Genomic DNA, 15,176 nt, shown 5'->3' with positions numbered 1-15,176 from the left:
GGTCACGGCCGGGGCCGGCATGCCACCACTTTCATCTCGACGATCATGTCGGGACGCGGAAGCTCGTTGACCGCCACCGTGGTGCGGGTGGGGCCGCCTGCATCGAAATACTCGCCGTAGATCGCATTGTATTTCGGGAAATCCTTCATATCGGTCAGGAATACCAGGATGTCGATGCAATCGGCCAGGCTCGCGCCGGCCTCGGCCAGCGTGGCCCGCACGTTCTCGAGCACCACCCGGGTCTGGACCTCGATGTCGCGGGTCACGCTGCCATCGGCATGGCGGGTGGTGCCGGCGATGGACCCGTCGGGCAGGCGGGCGCTGATGCCGGACAGGTAGATGGTGTCGCCGTCGATCCTGTAGGGCGGATACTTGCCGAGCGGCTGGGGACGCGCGGTGGGCGCGGGGGAATGACTCATGGGGGACCTCGGACTCGAAAGAAAAAATCAGGCGATGCCGCGCAAGAAATCCAGGATCTCCCGGCCCAGCGTTTCCTCGCCGCTATCGAAATGCGCGACGATGGACGTATGGTTGTGCCGCATCATCTGCACGAAGCGCGGAACGTAGCCGCGCGCGCGGGCAATGCGCTGGCAGAACTCCAGCCCGTACAGGTCCAGGTAGGGATTCTCGTATTGCGCGATGGCGATCATCACCGGCAGGTCCGACTCGGCCGCATGGGCCATGGGCGAGTCGGCCTCGTGGCGGGCCGGGTCGGTGCCGAAGTAGGCCTCGACCGCGCGGGCGTTGGGATTGCCCGGCAGCGTGTCGGCCCGCAGGCGCGCGCTGACCAGCACCGCGCCCAGCACCCCGGGATCGGGCCGGTAGCCCCGGCGCGGATCGAAGCAATAGGTGGCCACGTGCGTGCCGCCGGCCGAATGCCCGATCAGGAACATGCGGCGCGGATTGCCGCCGTGGGCGGACACGTTCCCGGCCAGCCAGCGCACGGCGGCGGCCACGTCGTCGGCGCCGCCCGGGAACGGCGCCTCGCCCGCCAGGCGGTATTCCATGTTGACCGCCACCATGCCCTGGCGCGCGAACCAGTACGACACGTTGTCGTAGATATGGCCGTTGGAACTCTTGGACCCGCGGATGAAGGCCCCGCCATGCACGAAGACCACGACGTCGGCATCGCGCGCGCCGTCGGGCGTGAAAACGTCCAGCACCTGGCGCGCGCTGTCGCCGTACGGCAGGTCGCGCGCGACGGCGATTCCGTCCTTGGGCGCCGCCGCCACCAGCGGCGAATACAGCTTGACGACCAGGTCGCGGAAACGGTTGATGTCGGTGCCCCAGATGGGGCCGGCGCGCTCGAGTTCGGCGGCTTGCTCGGGCGGCAGGCTGCCCAGCGTGCGGGTGGGATCGATCATGGTGTCCTCAGGTGATGGCATTGGCGGTTTCCAGGCTCTCCAGCAACGAGGCGCGGCGCATGTATTGCCGCGCGCCGGCCGGGTCGTCCGCGATGCGGGCCAGCTCTCCGAATTTCTTCTGGCGGCTGGGTTCGTCCTTTTCTTCGAGCATTTTCTTGTTGGCGATGGTCTGCGCCTGCACGAAAGCCACCGCGGCATGGCGCCGCTGGCGGCTGTACTGGTCCAGCAACGCCTCGTCCGCGCCTCGCGTCAGCACCGCGCCCAGCTTGCCGGCCAGGTTGATGGCGTCGTGGATGCCTCCGTTCATGCCCATGCCGCCGATCGGATTGTTGACGTGCGCGGCGTCGCCGGCCAGCAGCAGCCGGCCGCGCCGGAAGGTCTGCGCCACGCGCTGGTTCACGCCGTACACGTTGCAATAGGCGACTTCGTAGCGTCCGGCCTTGGGAAAGAACTTCTGCATCCGTGCCTCGACGCCCCGCTCGCTCAGGGCCTGCTCCTCGGACTCGTCCACGCGGGTCGGGAAGATGGCGCGCCACAGCCCTTCCCCGGCCTCGCCCCGGACCTTGAAAAGATTGCACCATTCGTCCGGATCGGAAAAATAGTTGCGATAGGCGTAGTCCGGATGGGCCTGCTGGAAATCGAAACTGGTGGCGATCTTGATGAAGCGCTCCTGGTAGGTGAAGCCCTCGAACGGGATGCCGGCGGCCTTGCGCACCGTGCTGCGCCCGCCGTCGGCGCCGATCAGGTAGGCGCCGCGATAGCGCCGGATACCGTCGGGCCCCCTGGCCGCGATCTCGACGTGATCGGCATGCTCCTCGATCTGGTCGACCGTATGCCCATAGCGCACGTCGAAGTCCGATTCGTCAGCATACTGCTGCGCGATGTCGCCCGTCAGCTTGTACTGCTCGTACTGCAGCACGAACGGAAAACGGAAGACGTCGGCCATTCCGCGCAGGTCGAATTCCGCGATCAGCTTGCCGCTGACCCGGTCGCGGTACTGGTAGGTTTCCGAGATCAGGCCGCGCGGCACGATGGTACGGGTCACGTCCAGCTCGTCCAGCATCTCGAGCGTGGTCGGATGGATGGACGCGGCGCGCTGGTCCTTGACCGGGCCGGGCTCCTGCTCGAACACGGTCACCGGTATGCCCCGCCGGTTCAGCGCCAGCGCGCACACCATGCCCACGGGGCCCGCGCCGACGATGAGAACGCGCTGCTTGTCTGATTGCATCATGGTCCTCCTCCTGGATTATTCTGGCTTGATGCCGGCCATTTCGATCATGGGTTTCCACACCTCGATGTCGCGGCGGATACGCTGGGCGAACTGTTCCTTGGCCTCGGGCAGCGGGGTAATGCCGGCGTCCTCCAGCTTCTTGCGGAAGGCGGGGTCGGCCAGGGCCGCGAGCACCGCGCCGGAGATCCGGTCCACGGCCTCCGCCGGCATGCCCGCCGGGCCCAGCAGCCCGTTCCAGGTCTCGACCTCGGGAATGCCGGGCACGGACTCCGCCAGCGCCGGCACGTCGGGCAACTGCTTGACCCGGTTCCTGCTGGACACGCCCAGCAAGCGTACCCGCGCATCGCGGGCATAGGGCACGACCTCGGACAGGTTGCCGGAATACATGTCGATCTGGCCGGCCACCACGTCGCCCAGCGCCAGCGATGCCCCCTTGTACGGCACCTCGACGACGTCGATGCCCGTGTACTTCGCGAAGACCAGGGCCGACAAATGGGTCAGCCCGCCCACGCCGGCGTTACCCATGTTGAGCTTGCCGGGATTCCGCTTCGCATAGGCGATCAATGCCTGGATGTCCCGAGCCGGCACGCGTGCATTGACCGTGATCACGAACGGATTGCCGCCCACGTTGGCGATGGGCACGAAATCCTTCACCGGGTCGTAGCGGATCTTGTTGGTGAAGGGCGCCGTGGATATCTGCGTGAGCGTGCCCATGAACAAGGTATAGCCGTCGGCCGGCGAACGCGCCACGTACTCCGCCGCGATCAGGCCCGCCGCCCCCGCCTTGTTATCGACCACGACCGGCGTATGCAGGGCCTTGGAGAGCTGCTCGCCGATCAGGCGCGCCATCAGGTCGGTGTTGCCGCCGGGTGCATAGGGCACCACGATGGTGATGGGCCGCACCGGCCAGGACGCCGCGAACGCCCCGCCCGCGGGCGCCGCCGCCGATGCCGACACGGCCAGGGCCAGGGCCCCCGCCTTCATGTAAGACCTGCGTTGCTTGTTCATTCCGAGCTCCAGATTGGTGAGGTGGCCGACGACGCACTCGCCCGAGGCGCCCGGTCACACGGAGACATCCGATGCAACTTACATGCCAAATCAAATTCAGGTATTCACAAAAGCAAAAACAAAAATCCTTTATTAATTTTGGTATACCTGTAATATAGAATGGAACACCAAAAAATGGAAAGGCCCATTTTTCATCCCTTGAACGACCAGGAGCACTCATGGAAAAACTCAGGCACATCGCCCTTTCGGTGGAAGATCCCGAGGCGGCGGCCCAATTCTTCGAAAAAGCCTTCGGCATGACCCGGGCCGGCAAGGCCATGCGGGGCGTCTACATGACGGACGGCGTCATGAACGTGGCGCTGCTGAACTTCGCCAACGAGACCGTGCCCGGCTACGCGGGCCTGAAGGACGTACGCGGCGTGATCCACTTCGGCATGTGGGTCGACGACCTGGAAGCCGCCGAGAAACGCATCACCGAAGCCGGCGGCACCTACCTGACCGGCCGCAAGGAAACCGACCCCAACGTGTTTTATGAGGTCAAATACCGGATGCCGGACGGCACGGTCTTCGACATCACGGAAAATGGCTGGAAGGGCGCCGTGAAGGAAGTCAAGCCGGCCGGTTGAAACGGTCCGAGCCCCTGCGCCGCGCGCGGCGCACCGCCCTATCCCTGGAAACCACCCATGACCCGACACGTCCTGACCACCATTGCCCTGCCGCCCGCGCTGCGCGACGGCATCGCGCGCCACTATCACCTGCACGAGAGCGCATCGGCCTTCGGCGACGGCGCCACCGCCGACGCCGAAGCGGTGGTCACCAACGGCTCGATCGGCCTGACGGCTGCCCAGATGGACAGGCTGCCCCGCCTGCGCGTGATCTGCTCCATGGGCGCCGGCACCGAGAACATCGACATCGCCGGCGCCCATGCCCGGGGCATCGTGGTCACGAACGCCCCCGGCGCCAATGCCGCCACGGTGGCCGACCATGCGATCGGCCTGGCCCTCGCGGTCGCGCGGGGCCTGCGGACCCTGGGCAACCGGCTGGCCCGCGGCGAAGCCTGGACTTCGCTGCGCGCGCCCCGTCCCAGCCTGAACAGGTCCCGGGTGGGCATCATCGGCCTGGGCCAGATCGGCCGCATGGTTGCCGAACGCGCCGCCGCCTGCGGGGCCGACATCGGCTACCACAACCCCTCGCCCAAGCCCGGCGCGCCCGGCACCTACCATGCCGACCCGCTGGAACTCGCCCGCAACAGCGATTTCCTGTTCGCCTGCTGCCCCGGCGGCCCGCGCACGCGCCACCTGCTGAACCGCGAGATGTTCCAGGCCCTGGGGCCCGGCGGCGTCGTCATCAACGTCGCGCGCGGATCGGTGCTCAAGACCGACGACCTGATGGAAGCGCTGCGCGCCGGACAGATCGCCGGCGCCGGCCTGGACGTGCTGGAGGAAGAGCCCGAGCCGCCGGCCGCGCTGCTGGCCGAGCTGGCGGCCATGGACAATGTCGTGCTGACACCCCACATATCGGGCCGCTCGCCCGCCGCCATCCTGGTGCAGCTGGACATGATGCTGGAAAGCCTGGAAGATGGCCTGGCCGGCCGCCCGCCGCGCTACGCCGTACGGCCATCCGCTGCCGCCTGACGCTTTACAATCGCGGGGTGTCGCATCCCCCCGCTCCCCCCCTCCCCCCTGACGGCAAGCCCGCGGCCTCCGGCCCCCGGCTCTCTTCCACGCAGGATCCTCTGCCGCGCCGGCTTCGGCGCGCCGGCGCGCGCCTCCTCGACCAACTGGCCGAGGACTGGACCACCCGCCCCGACCGGCGCTACCTGATGAGTGCGCTGGCGATCTCGCTGTTCGCCCACCTCATCCTGTTCGCGCTGCACTTCACCGCGCCCGGGCCCACGCGCCCCGAGCGCGACGACGGGCTGGAAGTGGTGCTGCTCAACGCCGGCACCGGCCACGCCCCGGCCCAGGCCCAGTTGCGGGCGCAGGTCGCCAGCGACGGCGGCGGCGATGCCGCGTCCGGGCATGCCAAGGCACCGGTGCCGCACTCGGCCGCCAGCCGCGACGGCAAGCTGCTGGCCGAACTGCAGCAGCGCCAGGCGGCGCTGGAGGCGGAACAACGCCGCCTGGCCGCCTCGCTGTCGCGCGCCCCTGGCCAGGCGCCCACGCCCCCTGGGCCCCTGGGCGCCCCCGTTCCCGAACGCAATCCCACCCAGGTCCGGGCGGAGCAGCTCGCCCGCCAGTTCGCCGAAATCTCCCAGCGCGTCGACGACTACAACAAGCGGCCGCGCCGACACTTCTTCGCGCCCTCCACCTCGGAATACCGTTTCGCGGCGTACGTGGAACAATGGCGGCAGCGGGTCGAGACACTGGGCAACCAGAACTATCCGGCGGCGGCCCGGGGCAAGGTGTACGGGTCCCTGCGCATGACGGTATATATACGCAGCGACGGAACCGTCGAACGCATGGACATCGACAAGCCTTCGGAACATAAAATACTGAACGACGCGGCCAGGCGCATCGTCGCGCTGGCCACGCCGTTCGCCCCGTTCCCGCCCCAGATCGCGCGCGACACCGACGTCCTGGCCATCACCCGCACCTGGTACTTCACCAACGACAAGCTACTCGCGAAGCCCGGCTGATGCCCTCCACTCCCACCCGCTATGCCGTCATCGGCAATCCTGTCGCCCACAGCAAATCGCCCTGGATACACGCGCGGTTCGCCGAACAGACCGGCCAGGATCTCACCTACGAGGCGATCTGCGCGCCCATCGACGACTTCGCCGCCCAGGTTTCGGGGTTCTTCGCGGCGGGCGGCGGCGGGCTGAACGTGACCGTCCCCTTCAAGCTGCAGGCCTTCGAGCTGGCCCGCGCCCACCTGAGCCCCCGCGCCATGGCGGCCGGGGCGGTCAATACGCTGTGGATGGAAGGCGGGCAACTGCACGGCTGCAATACCGACGGCATCGGCCTGATCGGCGACCTGCGGCGGCTGGGCGCGCGCCTGGCCGGTGCGCGCGTGCTGCTGGCCGGGGCCGGCGGCGCGGCGCGGGGCATCCTGCTGCCGCTGATCGAGGCCGGCTGCGCCCGCATAGACGTCGCCAACCGCACACCGGCGCGCGCCGAGGAACTGGCGGCCTCGTTCCCGGCAGGACAGGCCACGCTGCGGGGAAGCGGCTATGGCGACCTGCCGGCCGGCGGCAACTGGGACCTCGTCATCAACGCCACCGCCAGCAGCCTGGACGACCAAGCCCCGCCGCTGCCGGCCGGCGCCTACGCCCCCGGCGCGATGGCCTACGACCTGATGTACGCCGCCCGCCCCACCGCCTTCATGCGCCAGGCGGTGGCCGACGGCGCGACGGCCACCGCCGACGGACTGGGCATGCTGGTCGGCCAGGCGGCCGAAAGCTTCTTCATCTGGCGCGGCGTGCGGCCGGACCCGGCGCCGGTCCTGGCCGCCCTGCGGCACATGCTGTCCGCGTAATACCGACCCGTCATGCCACCCCGCCGCCCCGCGCGCCCCTCCCGCCGCCGCTCGCTTGCCTCCCGCGCCGCGGGCATGGCCGTGCGCCTGGTGCTGGCCGCGGCGGCGCTGGTGCTGCTGTACCAGGCCTGGCTGTTCGGCTGGGTGCTCTGGTATGCCTACATGCCGCCGGGCTCGACCTCGGTCATGCGCAGCGAACTGTCGCGGCTGCAGGAGCGCGATCCCCACCGGCGCCTGAACTACCAGTGGGTGGATTACGCCCGTATCAGCAACAACCTCAAGCGCGCCGCCGTGGCCGCCGAGGACGCCAATTTCCTGGAACATGGCGGCATAGACTGGAACGCCGTCGAAAAGGCCTACGATCACAACCGTCAATTGGCCGAAGCTGCCGAACGCGCGGTGGCGCGCGGCCGCAAACCGCCCTCGCGGCCCATGCGCGGCGGCTCCACCATCACCCAGCAGGTCGCCAAGAACCTGTTCCTGTCCAACTCCCGCAACTACCTGCGCAAAGGCCAGGAGGTGGTCATCACCTACATGATCGAGCTGGTCATGACCAAGCAGCGCATCCTGGAGCTGTACCTGAACATCGCCGAATGGGGCGAGGGGGTCTTCGGCGCCGAGGCGGCGGCCCGGCACTATTTCAATACCTCGGCCGCCAACCTGTCGCCCTACCAGTCCGCGCGGCTGGCTTCCATGCTGCCCCGGCCCCGGTTCTACGACAAGAACCGGGGCTCGGCCTACCTCGCCTCGCGCACCGACCGCCTGCTGCGCTGGATGCCCGGCGCGGCCATTCCGTGACGCAATTGCAACCAAGCTCGCCAGGCGGCCGGGCCACGCAGACGAATGTCATTCGGCACGCGTACAATTGCGGCGTCTTCTACTTCGCAGTGCATGCGTACTGCTTTCCCGGTATGGCCTCACAGCCACGACCTAGACCCTTACTACCCGCCGGCCCTTTGTTCCCCGGCCTCCGTTCGAGCCCTACCTGAGTCCGCCCGCGTCAGGCGCCAGACCCAAGGCCCGTGCGGGGCCGTCTTGTGTTTTCTCGCGCGATGGTCGAACAAGCAACCCACCCCAAATCGCTCGAGCGCAACCGGCTCGAGCCCGAAGATGCCCAGGAAGCCCTGGAGCATGTCCAGGAACTGCTGCGACGCCAGCACCTGGTCGAAGAACTGGTCCACCGGCAGGAAGCCGGCGATAGCCGCGCCCCGCTGGTCGAGGCCCTGGTCCACCGCCAGCACGATGCCGAACTCGGCGCGCTGCTCGAGGACCTCCATCCGGCCGATATCGCCTTCATTCTCGAATCCCTGCCCAAGGAAGACCGGCAGGCGGTCTGGCAACTGGTCCGCCCCGAGCGCGCCGGCGAGATCCTGCTCGAAGTGGCCGACTGGGTCCGCGAGTCGCTCATTTCGACCATGGACCAGGAGGAACTCGTCGCCGCGACCGAGAACCTCGAAGCCGACGAGCTGGCCGACCTGGCCCCCGACCTGCCGCCGGAGGTGGTGGCCGAGGTCCAGAAGGGCCTGACCGACGAGGAACGCGCGCGCCTGACCGAAGTCATGAGCTACCCCGAGGATTCGGTCGGGGCCATCATGGACTTCGAAATGGTCCGCGTGCGCAACGACGTCACGCTGGAAGTGGTGTTGCGCTACCTGCGGCGCCTGCAGGAACTGCCCGACCACACCGACCAGATCTTCGTGGTCGACCGGCACGACAAGCTGATGGGCAGCCTGGCCATCAACCGCCTTATCGTCAGCGATCCCGAGACGCAGGTGGTCGACGTGATGGAGACGGAAATCCTGACCCTGGCGCCGCTGGACGAAGCCGACGAGGCCGCCGCCGCATTCGAGCGCTACGATCTGGTGTCGGCGCCGGTGGTGGACGCCGTCGGCCGCCTGATCGGACGCGTGACCGTGAACGAGGTGGTGGACGTGATCCGCGAAGCCTCGGACGAGCAGGCGCTGTCCAAGGCCGGCCTGCAGGAAGAGGACATCTTCGCGCCCATCCACCAGGCCATCCGCAACCGCGCCCCCTGGCTGCTGGTCAACCTGTGCACCGCCTCGACCGCCGCCTTCGTCGCCTCGCGCTTCGAGGACACCGTGGGCCACATCGTCATCCTGGCCTTCCTGATGTCCATCGTCGCAGGCATAGGCGGCAACTCCGGCAACCAGACCATGACCCTCATCATCCGGGCGCTGGCCGTGGGCCGCATCAACGCGGCCAACGTCGGCAAGCTGGTGCGCCGCGAACTGGAAATCGCATTGACGGTCGGATTGGGCGGCGGCGCGGTGGCCGCCCTGTTCGCCTGGGCGATCTCCGGGCGCTACTCGCTCGGCCTGGTCATGATGGCCGCCATGGTCCTGAACCTGCTGGTCGGCGCCTGCATAGGCATGCTGGTCCCCCTGACCCGCAGCCGCTTCGGCAAAGACCCCGCCATCGGTTCGTCGGTCCTGCTGACCTTCGCGACCGACACCATGGGGTTCTTCATCTTCCTGGGCCTGGCGACGCTGTTCCTGCTATAGGAAGAGGTCCCCCCCTACGCGCTTACGCGCGCCCCCCAGGGGGCGAAACCAGCGGACTGGCAAAGCCAGATCCGCGGTTTCCTGGGTCTAGTACCGGTCTCTTGGATTGAATCACCGTTGCTACCGCTGGCAGCCAGCGAAGTACCGCTGCCACACTCCAAGAAACGGGTACTAGACCCAGGATGCGGTGGATCCGGCTCCGCCGGTCCACCCGCATCGCCCCCTGGGGGGCGCCCGAAGGGCGTAGGGGGGCCCCCCTATCTATTCCAGCCATAGATGTCCAGGGAGTTTTCGCCGGCTGCCAGACGCTCGATGATCCGGGCCTCGTCCTCTTCGCGCTGGCGGGCCTTGGCCAGGACCTCGTCGACGCGGGCGCGGGGAATGGCGACGACGCCGTCGGTGTCCCCGACGATCAGGTCGCCCGGCTGCACGGTGACGTCGCCGAACAGCGTCGGCGCGTTGATCCAGCCGCGGGCCTCGAAATCCTTGCCCGTGCCCCGTATGCACAGGCCGCGCGCGAAGACGGGAAAGCCGAAGCGCTCCAGGATGGCGCCATCGCGCACGCAGCCATCGATGACCAGCCCCGCCAGGCCGCGGGCGCGGGCCGCCTGCGACATGACCTCGCCCCAGTAGCCGGCCTCGTAGTGGCCGCCGACGTGCACCACCAGCACGTCGCCCGGCTGCGCGGCGACGATGGCGCGATGCAGCCACAGGTTGTCGGCGGGCGGCGACTGCACCGTCACGGCGGCACCGCAGATGCGGAACGAGGGATGCACGGGCTTGATCGCCGACGGCAGCGCGCCGATCTTGCCGGCGGCTTCATGCAGGGTCGAGCTGGGCAGCGGCAAGGCCTGCTCCACCTGGGCCGGGCTCGGGCGCTCGATATCCACCGTGACGGTGGACAGCGACATGAACGGAAAACGGTTCTGGCTCATTTCTTCCTCGTCTGCAGGGTGTGATAGCCGAGGCCTCGCCGCGCTTCATCCAGGCGCATGCCGCCCCGCACCGCCTCGCGGATGCGATCCTCCACCATCGCGATTTCCTCGGCCGCCGCCAGCACGGCTTCCTCGTGGACCTGCGGCACCACGATCAGTCCGTCGGCGTCGCCACGCAGCAGGTCGCCCGGCGCGACCCGGGCATTGCCGATGTTGACCGGCACGTTGGTGGCCTCGACCTGCACGCGGTCCTTGCCGGTGCGCATCCAGTGGTCGCGGCTGAAGACAGGATAGCCCAGGTCCATGCACAGCGACACATCGCGGCAGATGCCGTCGATCACGGTGCCGCCCAGCTTCCGGCGATGCGCGATCTCGGTCATGATGTCGCCCCAAACCGTGCAGTCCACCCGTCCGCCGTTGTCCAGCACGATGACATGGCCGTCGGGCACGTCATCGATGAAGTCGCCCACCGTACCCGGCGGCGTGGAGGCGGGGCCGTACAGGATCGTGAACGCACGCCCCGCCAGGCGAAAGCCCGCGGTGCGGGGCTTGATGCCATGGCACTGCCCCGGGATCCCCAGCCGGTCCAGCGCGTCGCTCAGGGTGGCGGTGTCCAGCTTGGCGATGCGTTCTACATTGTTGTCCATGTCGTCTCCGGTTGGTCCTCGTTGCCCGGCCGCGCTCAGCGGGCCAGCATGTTCTCGTAGCTGGCGCCCATCACGTCGGTGATGCGGCGCCCGGCCATCAGCGCCCGCGCCATGGCGGCCTCGCGCGCGGCGATCTCCTCGGCCACGCGCAGCACGGCCTCGGCCTGGGCGGCCGGGATGAACACGGCGCCGCTGCTGTCGGCGACCGCGTAATCGCCGGCGTCGACGGTCACATCGCCGATCCGCACCGGCACGTTGGTGCCCGCCTCGGCCACGCGGCCGCGCGCGGTGAACGCGGTGGTGGCGCGCGCATAGATGGGGAAGTCATACTCGTGCGCCTCGTCGGCGTCGCGCACCGGACCGTCGGCGATCACGCCCGCCAGGCCGCGCAGCTTCGCGCCCAGGGACAGGATGCCGCCCCACGAGCCCGCGTCCACGCCCGTGCGCTGTTCGACGACGACGATGTCGCCCGGCTCGGCCGCTTCGATGGCGGTCGTGCCGAGGTGACGGGGCGGCCCGTCGTGCCGGGGCGCCTGCGACGCCTCGACCAGCTTGAGCGTCACCACCCGCCCGGCGATGCGGCGGCTCGCGGCACGCCTGGGCAGGCCCGTCACGGTTCCCTTCAGGCCCAGCTTGTCCAGCGCGTCCGAGAAGGCGCAACTGTCGATGCGCTGCATGCGCCGCACGATGTCCCTGCTATCCATGTCTTGCTTTCCCTTGGTTCTTGCGCCGCGTCACTGCCACGACGCGAAGGCCATGCCGCTGCCCGTCCCGGCCTCGGTCCGGTAGCACGGCACGTAGTCGATCACTTCCATCTTGCGGCCCAGGTCGTTCATGGCCGCCACCAGCGGATACCAGCTCTTGATCTCGCAGGTGTTGCCCTCGAAATGCGACTCGGGCACCGCGGCCAGCGCCGCCTCGTCGCCCCGGCGCATGGCATCCAGGATCCGGCGGTCCAGTTCCTCGTCCACGACGAAATGAGTAAAGCCGCCCGAGGCCACGATCGCCACCCGCAGGTCGGACGGCAGCGCCGCGATGCCCTTGGCCAACGCATGCCCCATCTGCAGGCAGCGCCGCGTGAGCGGCCGGTTGGGCGGCACGCCCACGTTGGTGAAGACGGGCACCGACGGCGGCGGCGCGTCTTCCATGATGCGGCGGTAGATGAAGCCGAAGGCGTGGGGAATGCCGTGCTGGCGGTCCACGCCGCCGGGCAGCCGGTACGAGACCGCCACGTCGAAGGACTCGGCCACCAGGGTCTGCACCAGGCTCTCGGCGGTCCCCTTGTCGCCCGGATAGACCGCGCCTCCCGGCGGGCAGTGGCCTTCCTCGGCCACCGCGACGCCGGGCGGCAGGCGCCGGACCTGCTCTTCGGACAAGGGGGTGTTGGGGATCTCGTCGCCGGCGTAGACGGTGAAGCCGGCCGTCAGGTCCTCGCGGAAGACCTCGCGCTGGTCGTTGCCCAGGATGATGGCCACGTCCGCCCGCGCGGCGCGGAAGCGCCGCGCCATCTCGTCCAGCGCCCGCTGGCACGCGTCGTAGCGCACTTGCCGCTGCGGCAGGCCGGCCTCGTCGTGGAAGCCCGGCTGCCGTTCGGCCAGCAGCGCGGCATAGTCCATCTGCCTGCCGCGATACCAATGCCGCTTGTTCTCGCGATCGGCGCCCGCGCGCAGGTCCCACATATCCGGCGGCGTCGCCAGCAGGGGACCGTGCGAGCACGCCAGCGCGCACACTACCTCAGCCATTTCCTTCTCCTTGGAGCACGGCGTGCGTTCGATACGTTGTCATGGTCAATCCTCGGCCATGGCCAGGGCGAGCGCATCGGCGATCACCTCCCGGTCCAGGCCCTGGGTGATGAACACCAGGCGGGAGTCGCGGTCTTCGTCGGGCCACCCCGCCAGCGTGACGGGATCGTGGAACAGGTGTTGCACCGCGTGCACGGCGACCGGCGCGCTTTCGTTCCGCAGATTCAGCAGGCCCTTCATCCGCAGCAGCGCATCGCCGTGGAAATAGGCCAGCCCGCCCAGCCAGGCGCTCACGCGCTCCCAGTCCAGGGGCTGGTCGAAGCGGAAGGCGTGCGTGCGGATGCCGGCGTCGTGCCGGCCCGGCCCGCCGGGCCGGCACGCATGGCCGCAATCCGGGCCGCAGACGTGGCGCATGACATCGGCCAGATAACCACCCGGTTCCGGCTCATCGCCGGACTCGGCCGCGCGCTGCCGGGGCAGCGCCTCCACCTCGAACAGACGCGCCGGATCCACCTCGCCCCGATCGGCGCGCACCACGTCGGCCTCGGGATTCAACTGCGCCAGCCGCCGCAGCAGCGCCTGGGTCCGGACCTCGTCCGCCAGGTCGGCCTTGGTCAGCACCAGCCGGTCGGCCACCGCCGCCTGCTTCACGGATTCGGGCTGGCGATCGAGCTGGGCCTCGCCGTTGACGGCGTCGATGGTCGAGATGACGCTGTCCAGCGCATACACCTGGCGGACATCGGCATGCTTGAGCAGCGAATGGATGATGGGCGCGGGATCGGCCAGACCGGTGGTCTCGATCACGACCCGGCGAAAGGCCGGGATCTCGCCCCGCTCGCGCTTGTCGTACAGCTCGCGCAGCGTGGCGGCCAGGTCGTCGCGCATCGTGCAGCAGACGCAGCCGCTCGCCAGCAGGACGGCCTCGCCGCTGACTGCCTCGACCAGGTGGTGATCCAGGCCGATCTCGCCGAACTCGTTGATGATGACCGCGGTGTCGGCCATGCCCGGATGGCGGATCAGGCGGCCCAGCAGCGTGGTCTTGCCGCTGCCCAGGAAACCCGTCAGCAGCGATACGGGGGTGCGCAGCGCGGGCGCGATGGCGGTCGTGCTCATGTCCGTCCCTTCGAGCGCGGGGCGCGCCGGCGGCGGCCCCGTCCTGGTTCCTACTGCCGCAGCTTGAAGACCTTGCGGGCGTTGTCCTCGAAAATCTTCTTCTTGTCGGATGCGCTCAGCCAGTCGAAGCCTTCGATCATGGGCTTGACGTCGTCCATCGACCGGCCGGTGGCCGGATTCACCGACGAGCCCACTCCCGGGCATTCCGTGCCGAACAGGCAGCGGTCCACGCCCACCGTCTTGATCAGCAGGCGCAGCGCTTCCTCGGTATAGAGCACCGTGTCGAAGTAGAGCTTTTCCATGCGGTCCGTGAAGCGGTCTCCCTCCGCCCGCCGCAGCGAGGGTGCCTGGAAGCGCCCCAACTGGTAAGGAATCGCGCCGCCGCCGTGGCTCACCACCACCTTCAGGTCGGGAAAGTCCTTGTAGACGTTGGAGTTCAGCAGGCCGTACACCGCCACCGTCTCTTCATTGATGAAGTGCAGCGAGTACGGCACCCGCTCGGAACGCGATCCCGTGCCGTGGATGTGCGCCGGCACGTCCAGCTCGCACAGTTTCTCGTACAACGGATACCAGTAGCGGTCGCCCAGCGGCGGCGCTTCTTCCGTGCCGTTCTCGAACGGATCCGGGTTCAGCAGGCAGCCGCCGAAGCCCAGTTCGCGAACGCAGCGCTCGAGCTCGGGCAGCACCCTCTCGACCGGCTCGCCCGCCACCTGCGGCAGGCCCGCCACGCCGGCGAAGGTCTCCGGGAAGAGCTGGGTCTGCCGGTAGATGATGTTGTTGCACTCTTCGGTGAACCAATCGATGATCCGCGCCGGACGCTCGGACTGCATCAGCTGGAAGGGCCGGGGCGACACCAGTTGCAGGTCGGTGCCGTGCTTCTTCAGGTAGTCCAGGTGCCCCATCGGCCAGGTCTCGGCCTTGTTGGCGGCAGCCCGGATTTCGTCGTCCGTGACTTTTACCTTGCCGCGGCCGTGGCTGCCGCGGCTGGCGAGCAGGCTCGCCTTGTAGGCCCACAATTCGGTGGGCGCGCTTACGTGGGCATGGCAATCGATGATCATGGGTGGGTCTCCTCCATTCTCGCTATAACACTCATACAGTATTATACATATCCGTCGCGTTTGGATCAGCCTCGATCCA

General features: G+C 68.5%; 16 protein-coding genes. 6 read left to right on the top strand and 10 right to left on the bottom strand.

The window, feature by feature from the left end; translation table 11 throughout:
- Window positions 1-2: 2 nt before the first annotated feature.
- From AC1Q6E_RS21415 to AC1Q6E_RS21400, 4 genes are read right to left on the bottom strand one after another with little or no spacing between them, the layout of a single operon-like run.
- The gene (locus tag AC1Q6E_RS21415) at window positions 3-419 is read right to left on the bottom strand and encodes a RidA family protein (protein ID WP_152798207.1); all 417 of its coding nucleotides are present in this window, start codon (window positions 417-419) and stop codon (window positions 3-5) included.
- A gap of 27 nt (window positions 420-446) precedes the next feature.
- Window positions 447-1,385: an alpha/beta hydrolase gene (locus tag AC1Q6E_RS21410; protein ID WP_296556915.1), complete on the bottom strand. Its 939-nt coding sequence runs from the start codon at window positions 1,383-1,385 to the stop codon at window positions 447-449.
- A complete protein-coding gene (locus AC1Q6E_RS21405) occupies window positions 1,372-2,595 on the bottom strand; it encodes an FAD-dependent oxidoreductase (RefSeq protein WP_296556914.1) in 1,224 nt (407 codons plus the stop codon). The genes AC1Q6E_RS21410 and AC1Q6E_RS21405 overlap by 14 nt, the downstream gene beginning before the upstream one ends.
- Before the next feature lie 15 nt (window positions 2,596-2,610).
- On the bottom strand, window positions 2,611-3,603 hold the full coding sequence (locus AC1Q6E_RS21400; protein ID WP_296556913.1) for a Bug family tripartite tricarboxylate transporter substrate binding protein: 993 nt from the start codon (window positions 3,601-3,603) through the stop codon (window positions 2,611-2,613).
- Window positions 3,604-3,821: 218 nt separating this feature from the next.
- Between AC1Q6E_RS21400 and AC1Q6E_RS21395 the strand changes: the two genes are divergently transcribed.
- The 6 genes from AC1Q6E_RS21395 to mgtE all read left to right on the top strand — a co-directional run bounded on the left by AC1Q6E_RS21395 (window position 3,822) and on the right by mgtE (window position 9,602).
- Window positions 3,822-4,229 carry a VOC family protein gene (locus AC1Q6E_RS21395; protein ID WP_124691180.1) on the top strand — a complete coding sequence of 136 codons (408 nt, stop codon included), beginning with the start codon at window positions 3,822-3,824 and terminating at the stop codon, window positions 4,227-4,229.
- A 57-nt stretch (window positions 4,230-4,286) separates the two neighbouring features.
- Complete coding sequence (locus tag AC1Q6E_RS21390; RefSeq protein ID WP_296556912.1) at window positions 4,287-5,237, top strand: NAD(P)-dependent oxidoreductase; 951 nt, start codon at window positions 4,287-4,289, stop codon at window positions 5,235-5,237.
- Window positions 5,238-5,254: 17 nt separating this feature from the next.
- Window positions 5,255-6,241, top strand: a complete 987-nt coding sequence (locus AC1Q6E_RS21385; RefSeq protein ID WP_296556911.1) for an energy transducer TonB — start codon at window positions 5,255-5,257, stop codon at window positions 6,239-6,241.
- The gene (aroE, locus tag AC1Q6E_RS21380; protein WP_152792320.1) at window positions 6,241-7,080 is read left to right on the top strand and encodes a shikimate dehydrogenase; all 840 of its coding nucleotides are present in this window, start codon (window positions 6,241-6,243) and stop codon (window positions 7,078-7,080) included. Before AC1Q6E_RS21385 ends, aroE begins: the two co-directional genes overlap by 1 nt.
- 75 nt (window positions 7,081-7,155) lie before the next feature.
- A complete protein-coding gene (gene mtgA / locus AC1Q6E_RS21375; protein ID WP_152799070.1) occupies window positions 7,156-7,878 on the top strand; it encodes a monofunctional biosynthetic peptidoglycan transglycosylase in 723 nt (240 codons plus the stop codon).
- A gap of 254 nt (window positions 7,879-8,132) precedes the next feature.
- Window positions 8,133-9,602, top strand: coding sequence for a magnesium transporter (gene mgtE / locus AC1Q6E_RS21370; protein WP_152798494.1), 1,470 nt, complete (start codon window positions 8,133-8,135; stop codon window positions 9,600-9,602).
- A 257-nt stretch (window positions 9,603-9,859) separates the two neighbouring features.
- On the opposite strand, the gene AC1Q6E_RS21365 is transcribed toward mgtE, so the two are convergent.
- Genes AC1Q6E_RS21365 through AC1Q6E_RS21340 form a run of 6 tightly spaced genes read right to left on the bottom strand, consistent with a single transcriptional unit; the run spans window position 9,860 to window position 15,097 of the window.
- Window positions 9,860-10,537: a 4-carboxy-4-hydroxy-2-oxoadipate aldolase/oxaloacetate decarboxylase gene (locus AC1Q6E_RS21365; RefSeq protein WP_152798493.1), complete on the bottom strand. Its 678-nt coding sequence runs from the start codon at window positions 10,535-10,537 to the stop codon at window positions 9,860-9,862.
- Window positions 10,534-11,184 (bottom strand): RraA family protein, encoded by a 651-nt coding sequence (locus tag AC1Q6E_RS21360; protein WP_152798492.1) that lies wholly within the window; start codon window positions 11,182-11,184, stop codon window positions 10,534-10,536. Before AC1Q6E_RS21360 ends, AC1Q6E_RS21365 begins: the two co-directional genes overlap by 4 nt.
- Window positions 11,185-11,219: 35 nt before the next feature.
- Window positions 11,220-11,888: an RraA family protein gene (locus AC1Q6E_RS21355; RefSeq protein ID WP_152798491.1), complete on the bottom strand. Its 669-nt coding sequence runs from the start codon at window positions 11,886-11,888 to the stop codon at window positions 11,220-11,222.
- 30 nt (window positions 11,889-11,918) lie between these two features.
- Window positions 11,919-12,926 carry a DODA-type extradiol aromatic ring-opening family dioxygenase gene (locus AC1Q6E_RS21350; RefSeq protein ID WP_152798490.1) on the bottom strand — a complete coding sequence of 336 codons (1,008 nt, stop codon included), beginning with the start codon at window positions 12,924-12,926 and terminating at the stop codon, window positions 11,919-11,921.
- Between the two features lie 45 nt (window positions 12,927-12,971).
- The gene (locus tag AC1Q6E_RS21345) at window positions 12,972-14,039 is read right to left on the bottom strand and encodes a CobW family GTP-binding protein (RefSeq protein WP_492573485.1); all 1,068 of its coding nucleotides are present in this window, start codon (window positions 14,037-14,039) and stop codon (window positions 12,972-12,974) included.
- Window positions 14,040-14,089: 50 nt separating this feature from the next.
- The gene (locus tag AC1Q6E_RS21340; RefSeq protein WP_492573484.1) at window positions 14,090-15,097 is read right to left on the bottom strand and encodes an amidohydrolase family protein; all 1,008 of its coding nucleotides are present in this window, start codon (window positions 15,095-15,097) and stop codon (window positions 14,090-14,092) included.
- Window positions 15,098-15,176 lie beyond the last annotated feature (79 nt).

It is taken from the genome of Pigmentiphaga sp. MLSB6-MA01 (genome assembly GCF_058793475.1).
This window is presented reverse-complemented; position numbering and strand designations above follow the sequence as displayed.

Excerpts from the sequence above, each read along its gene's own strand:
- aroE (WP_152792320.1), top strand. The coding sequence starts at position 6,241 with ATGCCCTCCACTCCCACCCGCTATGCCGTCATCGGCAATCCTGTCGCC.
- AC1Q6E_RS21410 (WP_296556915.1), bottom strand. The coding sequence starts at position 1,385 with ATGCCATCACCTGAGGACACCATGATCGATCCCACCCGCACGCTGGGC.
- AC1Q6E_RS21350 (WP_152798490.1), bottom strand. The coding sequence starts at position 12,926 with ATGGCTGAGGTAGTGTGCGCGCTGGCGTGCTCGCACGGTCCCCTGCTG.
- AC1Q6E_RS21340 (WP_492573484.1), bottom strand. The coding sequence starts at position 15,097 with ATGATCATCGATTGCCATGCCCACGTAAGCGCGCCCACCGAATTGTGG.
- AC1Q6E_RS21355 (WP_152798491.1), bottom strand. The coding sequence starts at position 11,888 with ATGGATAGCAGGGACATCGTGCGGCGCATGCAGCGCATCGACAGTTGC.
- AC1Q6E_RS21415 (WP_152798207.1), bottom strand. The coding sequence starts at position 419 with ATGAGTCATTCCCCCGCGCCCACCGCGCGTCCCCAGCCGCTCGGCAAG.
- AC1Q6E_RS21360 (WP_152798492.1), bottom strand. The coding sequence starts at position 11,184 with ATGGACAACAATGTAGAACGCATCGCCAAGCTGGACACCGCCACCCTG.
- AC1Q6E_RS21365 (WP_152798493.1), bottom strand. The coding sequence starts at position 10,537 with ATGAGCCAGAACCGTTTTCCGTTCATGTCGCTGTCCACCGTCACGGTG.
- mgtE (WP_152798494.1), top strand. The coding sequence starts at position 8,133 with ATGGTCGAACAAGCAACCCACCCCAAATCGCTCGAGCGCAACCGGCTC.
- AC1Q6E_RS21390 (WP_296556912.1), top strand. The coding sequence starts at position 4,287 with ATGACCCGACACGTCCTGACCACCATTGCCCTGCCGCCCGCGCTGCGC.
- AC1Q6E_RS21400 (WP_296556913.1), bottom strand. The coding sequence starts at position 3,603 with ATGAACAAGCAACGCAGGTCTTACATGAAGGCGGGGGCCCTGGCCCTG.
- AC1Q6E_RS21395 (WP_124691180.1), top strand. The coding sequence starts at position 3,822 with ATGGAAAAACTCAGGCACATCGCCCTTTCGGTGGAAGATCCCGAGGCG.
- AC1Q6E_RS21405 (WP_296556914.1), bottom strand. The coding sequence starts at position 2,595 with ATGATGCAATCAGACAAGCAGCGCGTTCTCATCGTCGGCGCGGGCCCC.
- mtgA (WP_152799070.1), top strand. The coding sequence starts at position 7,156 with ATGGCCGTGCGCCTGGTGCTGGCCGCGGCGGCGCTGGTGCTGCTGTAC.
- AC1Q6E_RS21345 (WP_492573485.1), bottom strand. The coding sequence starts at position 14,039 with ATGAGCACGACCGCCATCGCGCCCGCGCTGCGCACCCCCGTATCGCTG.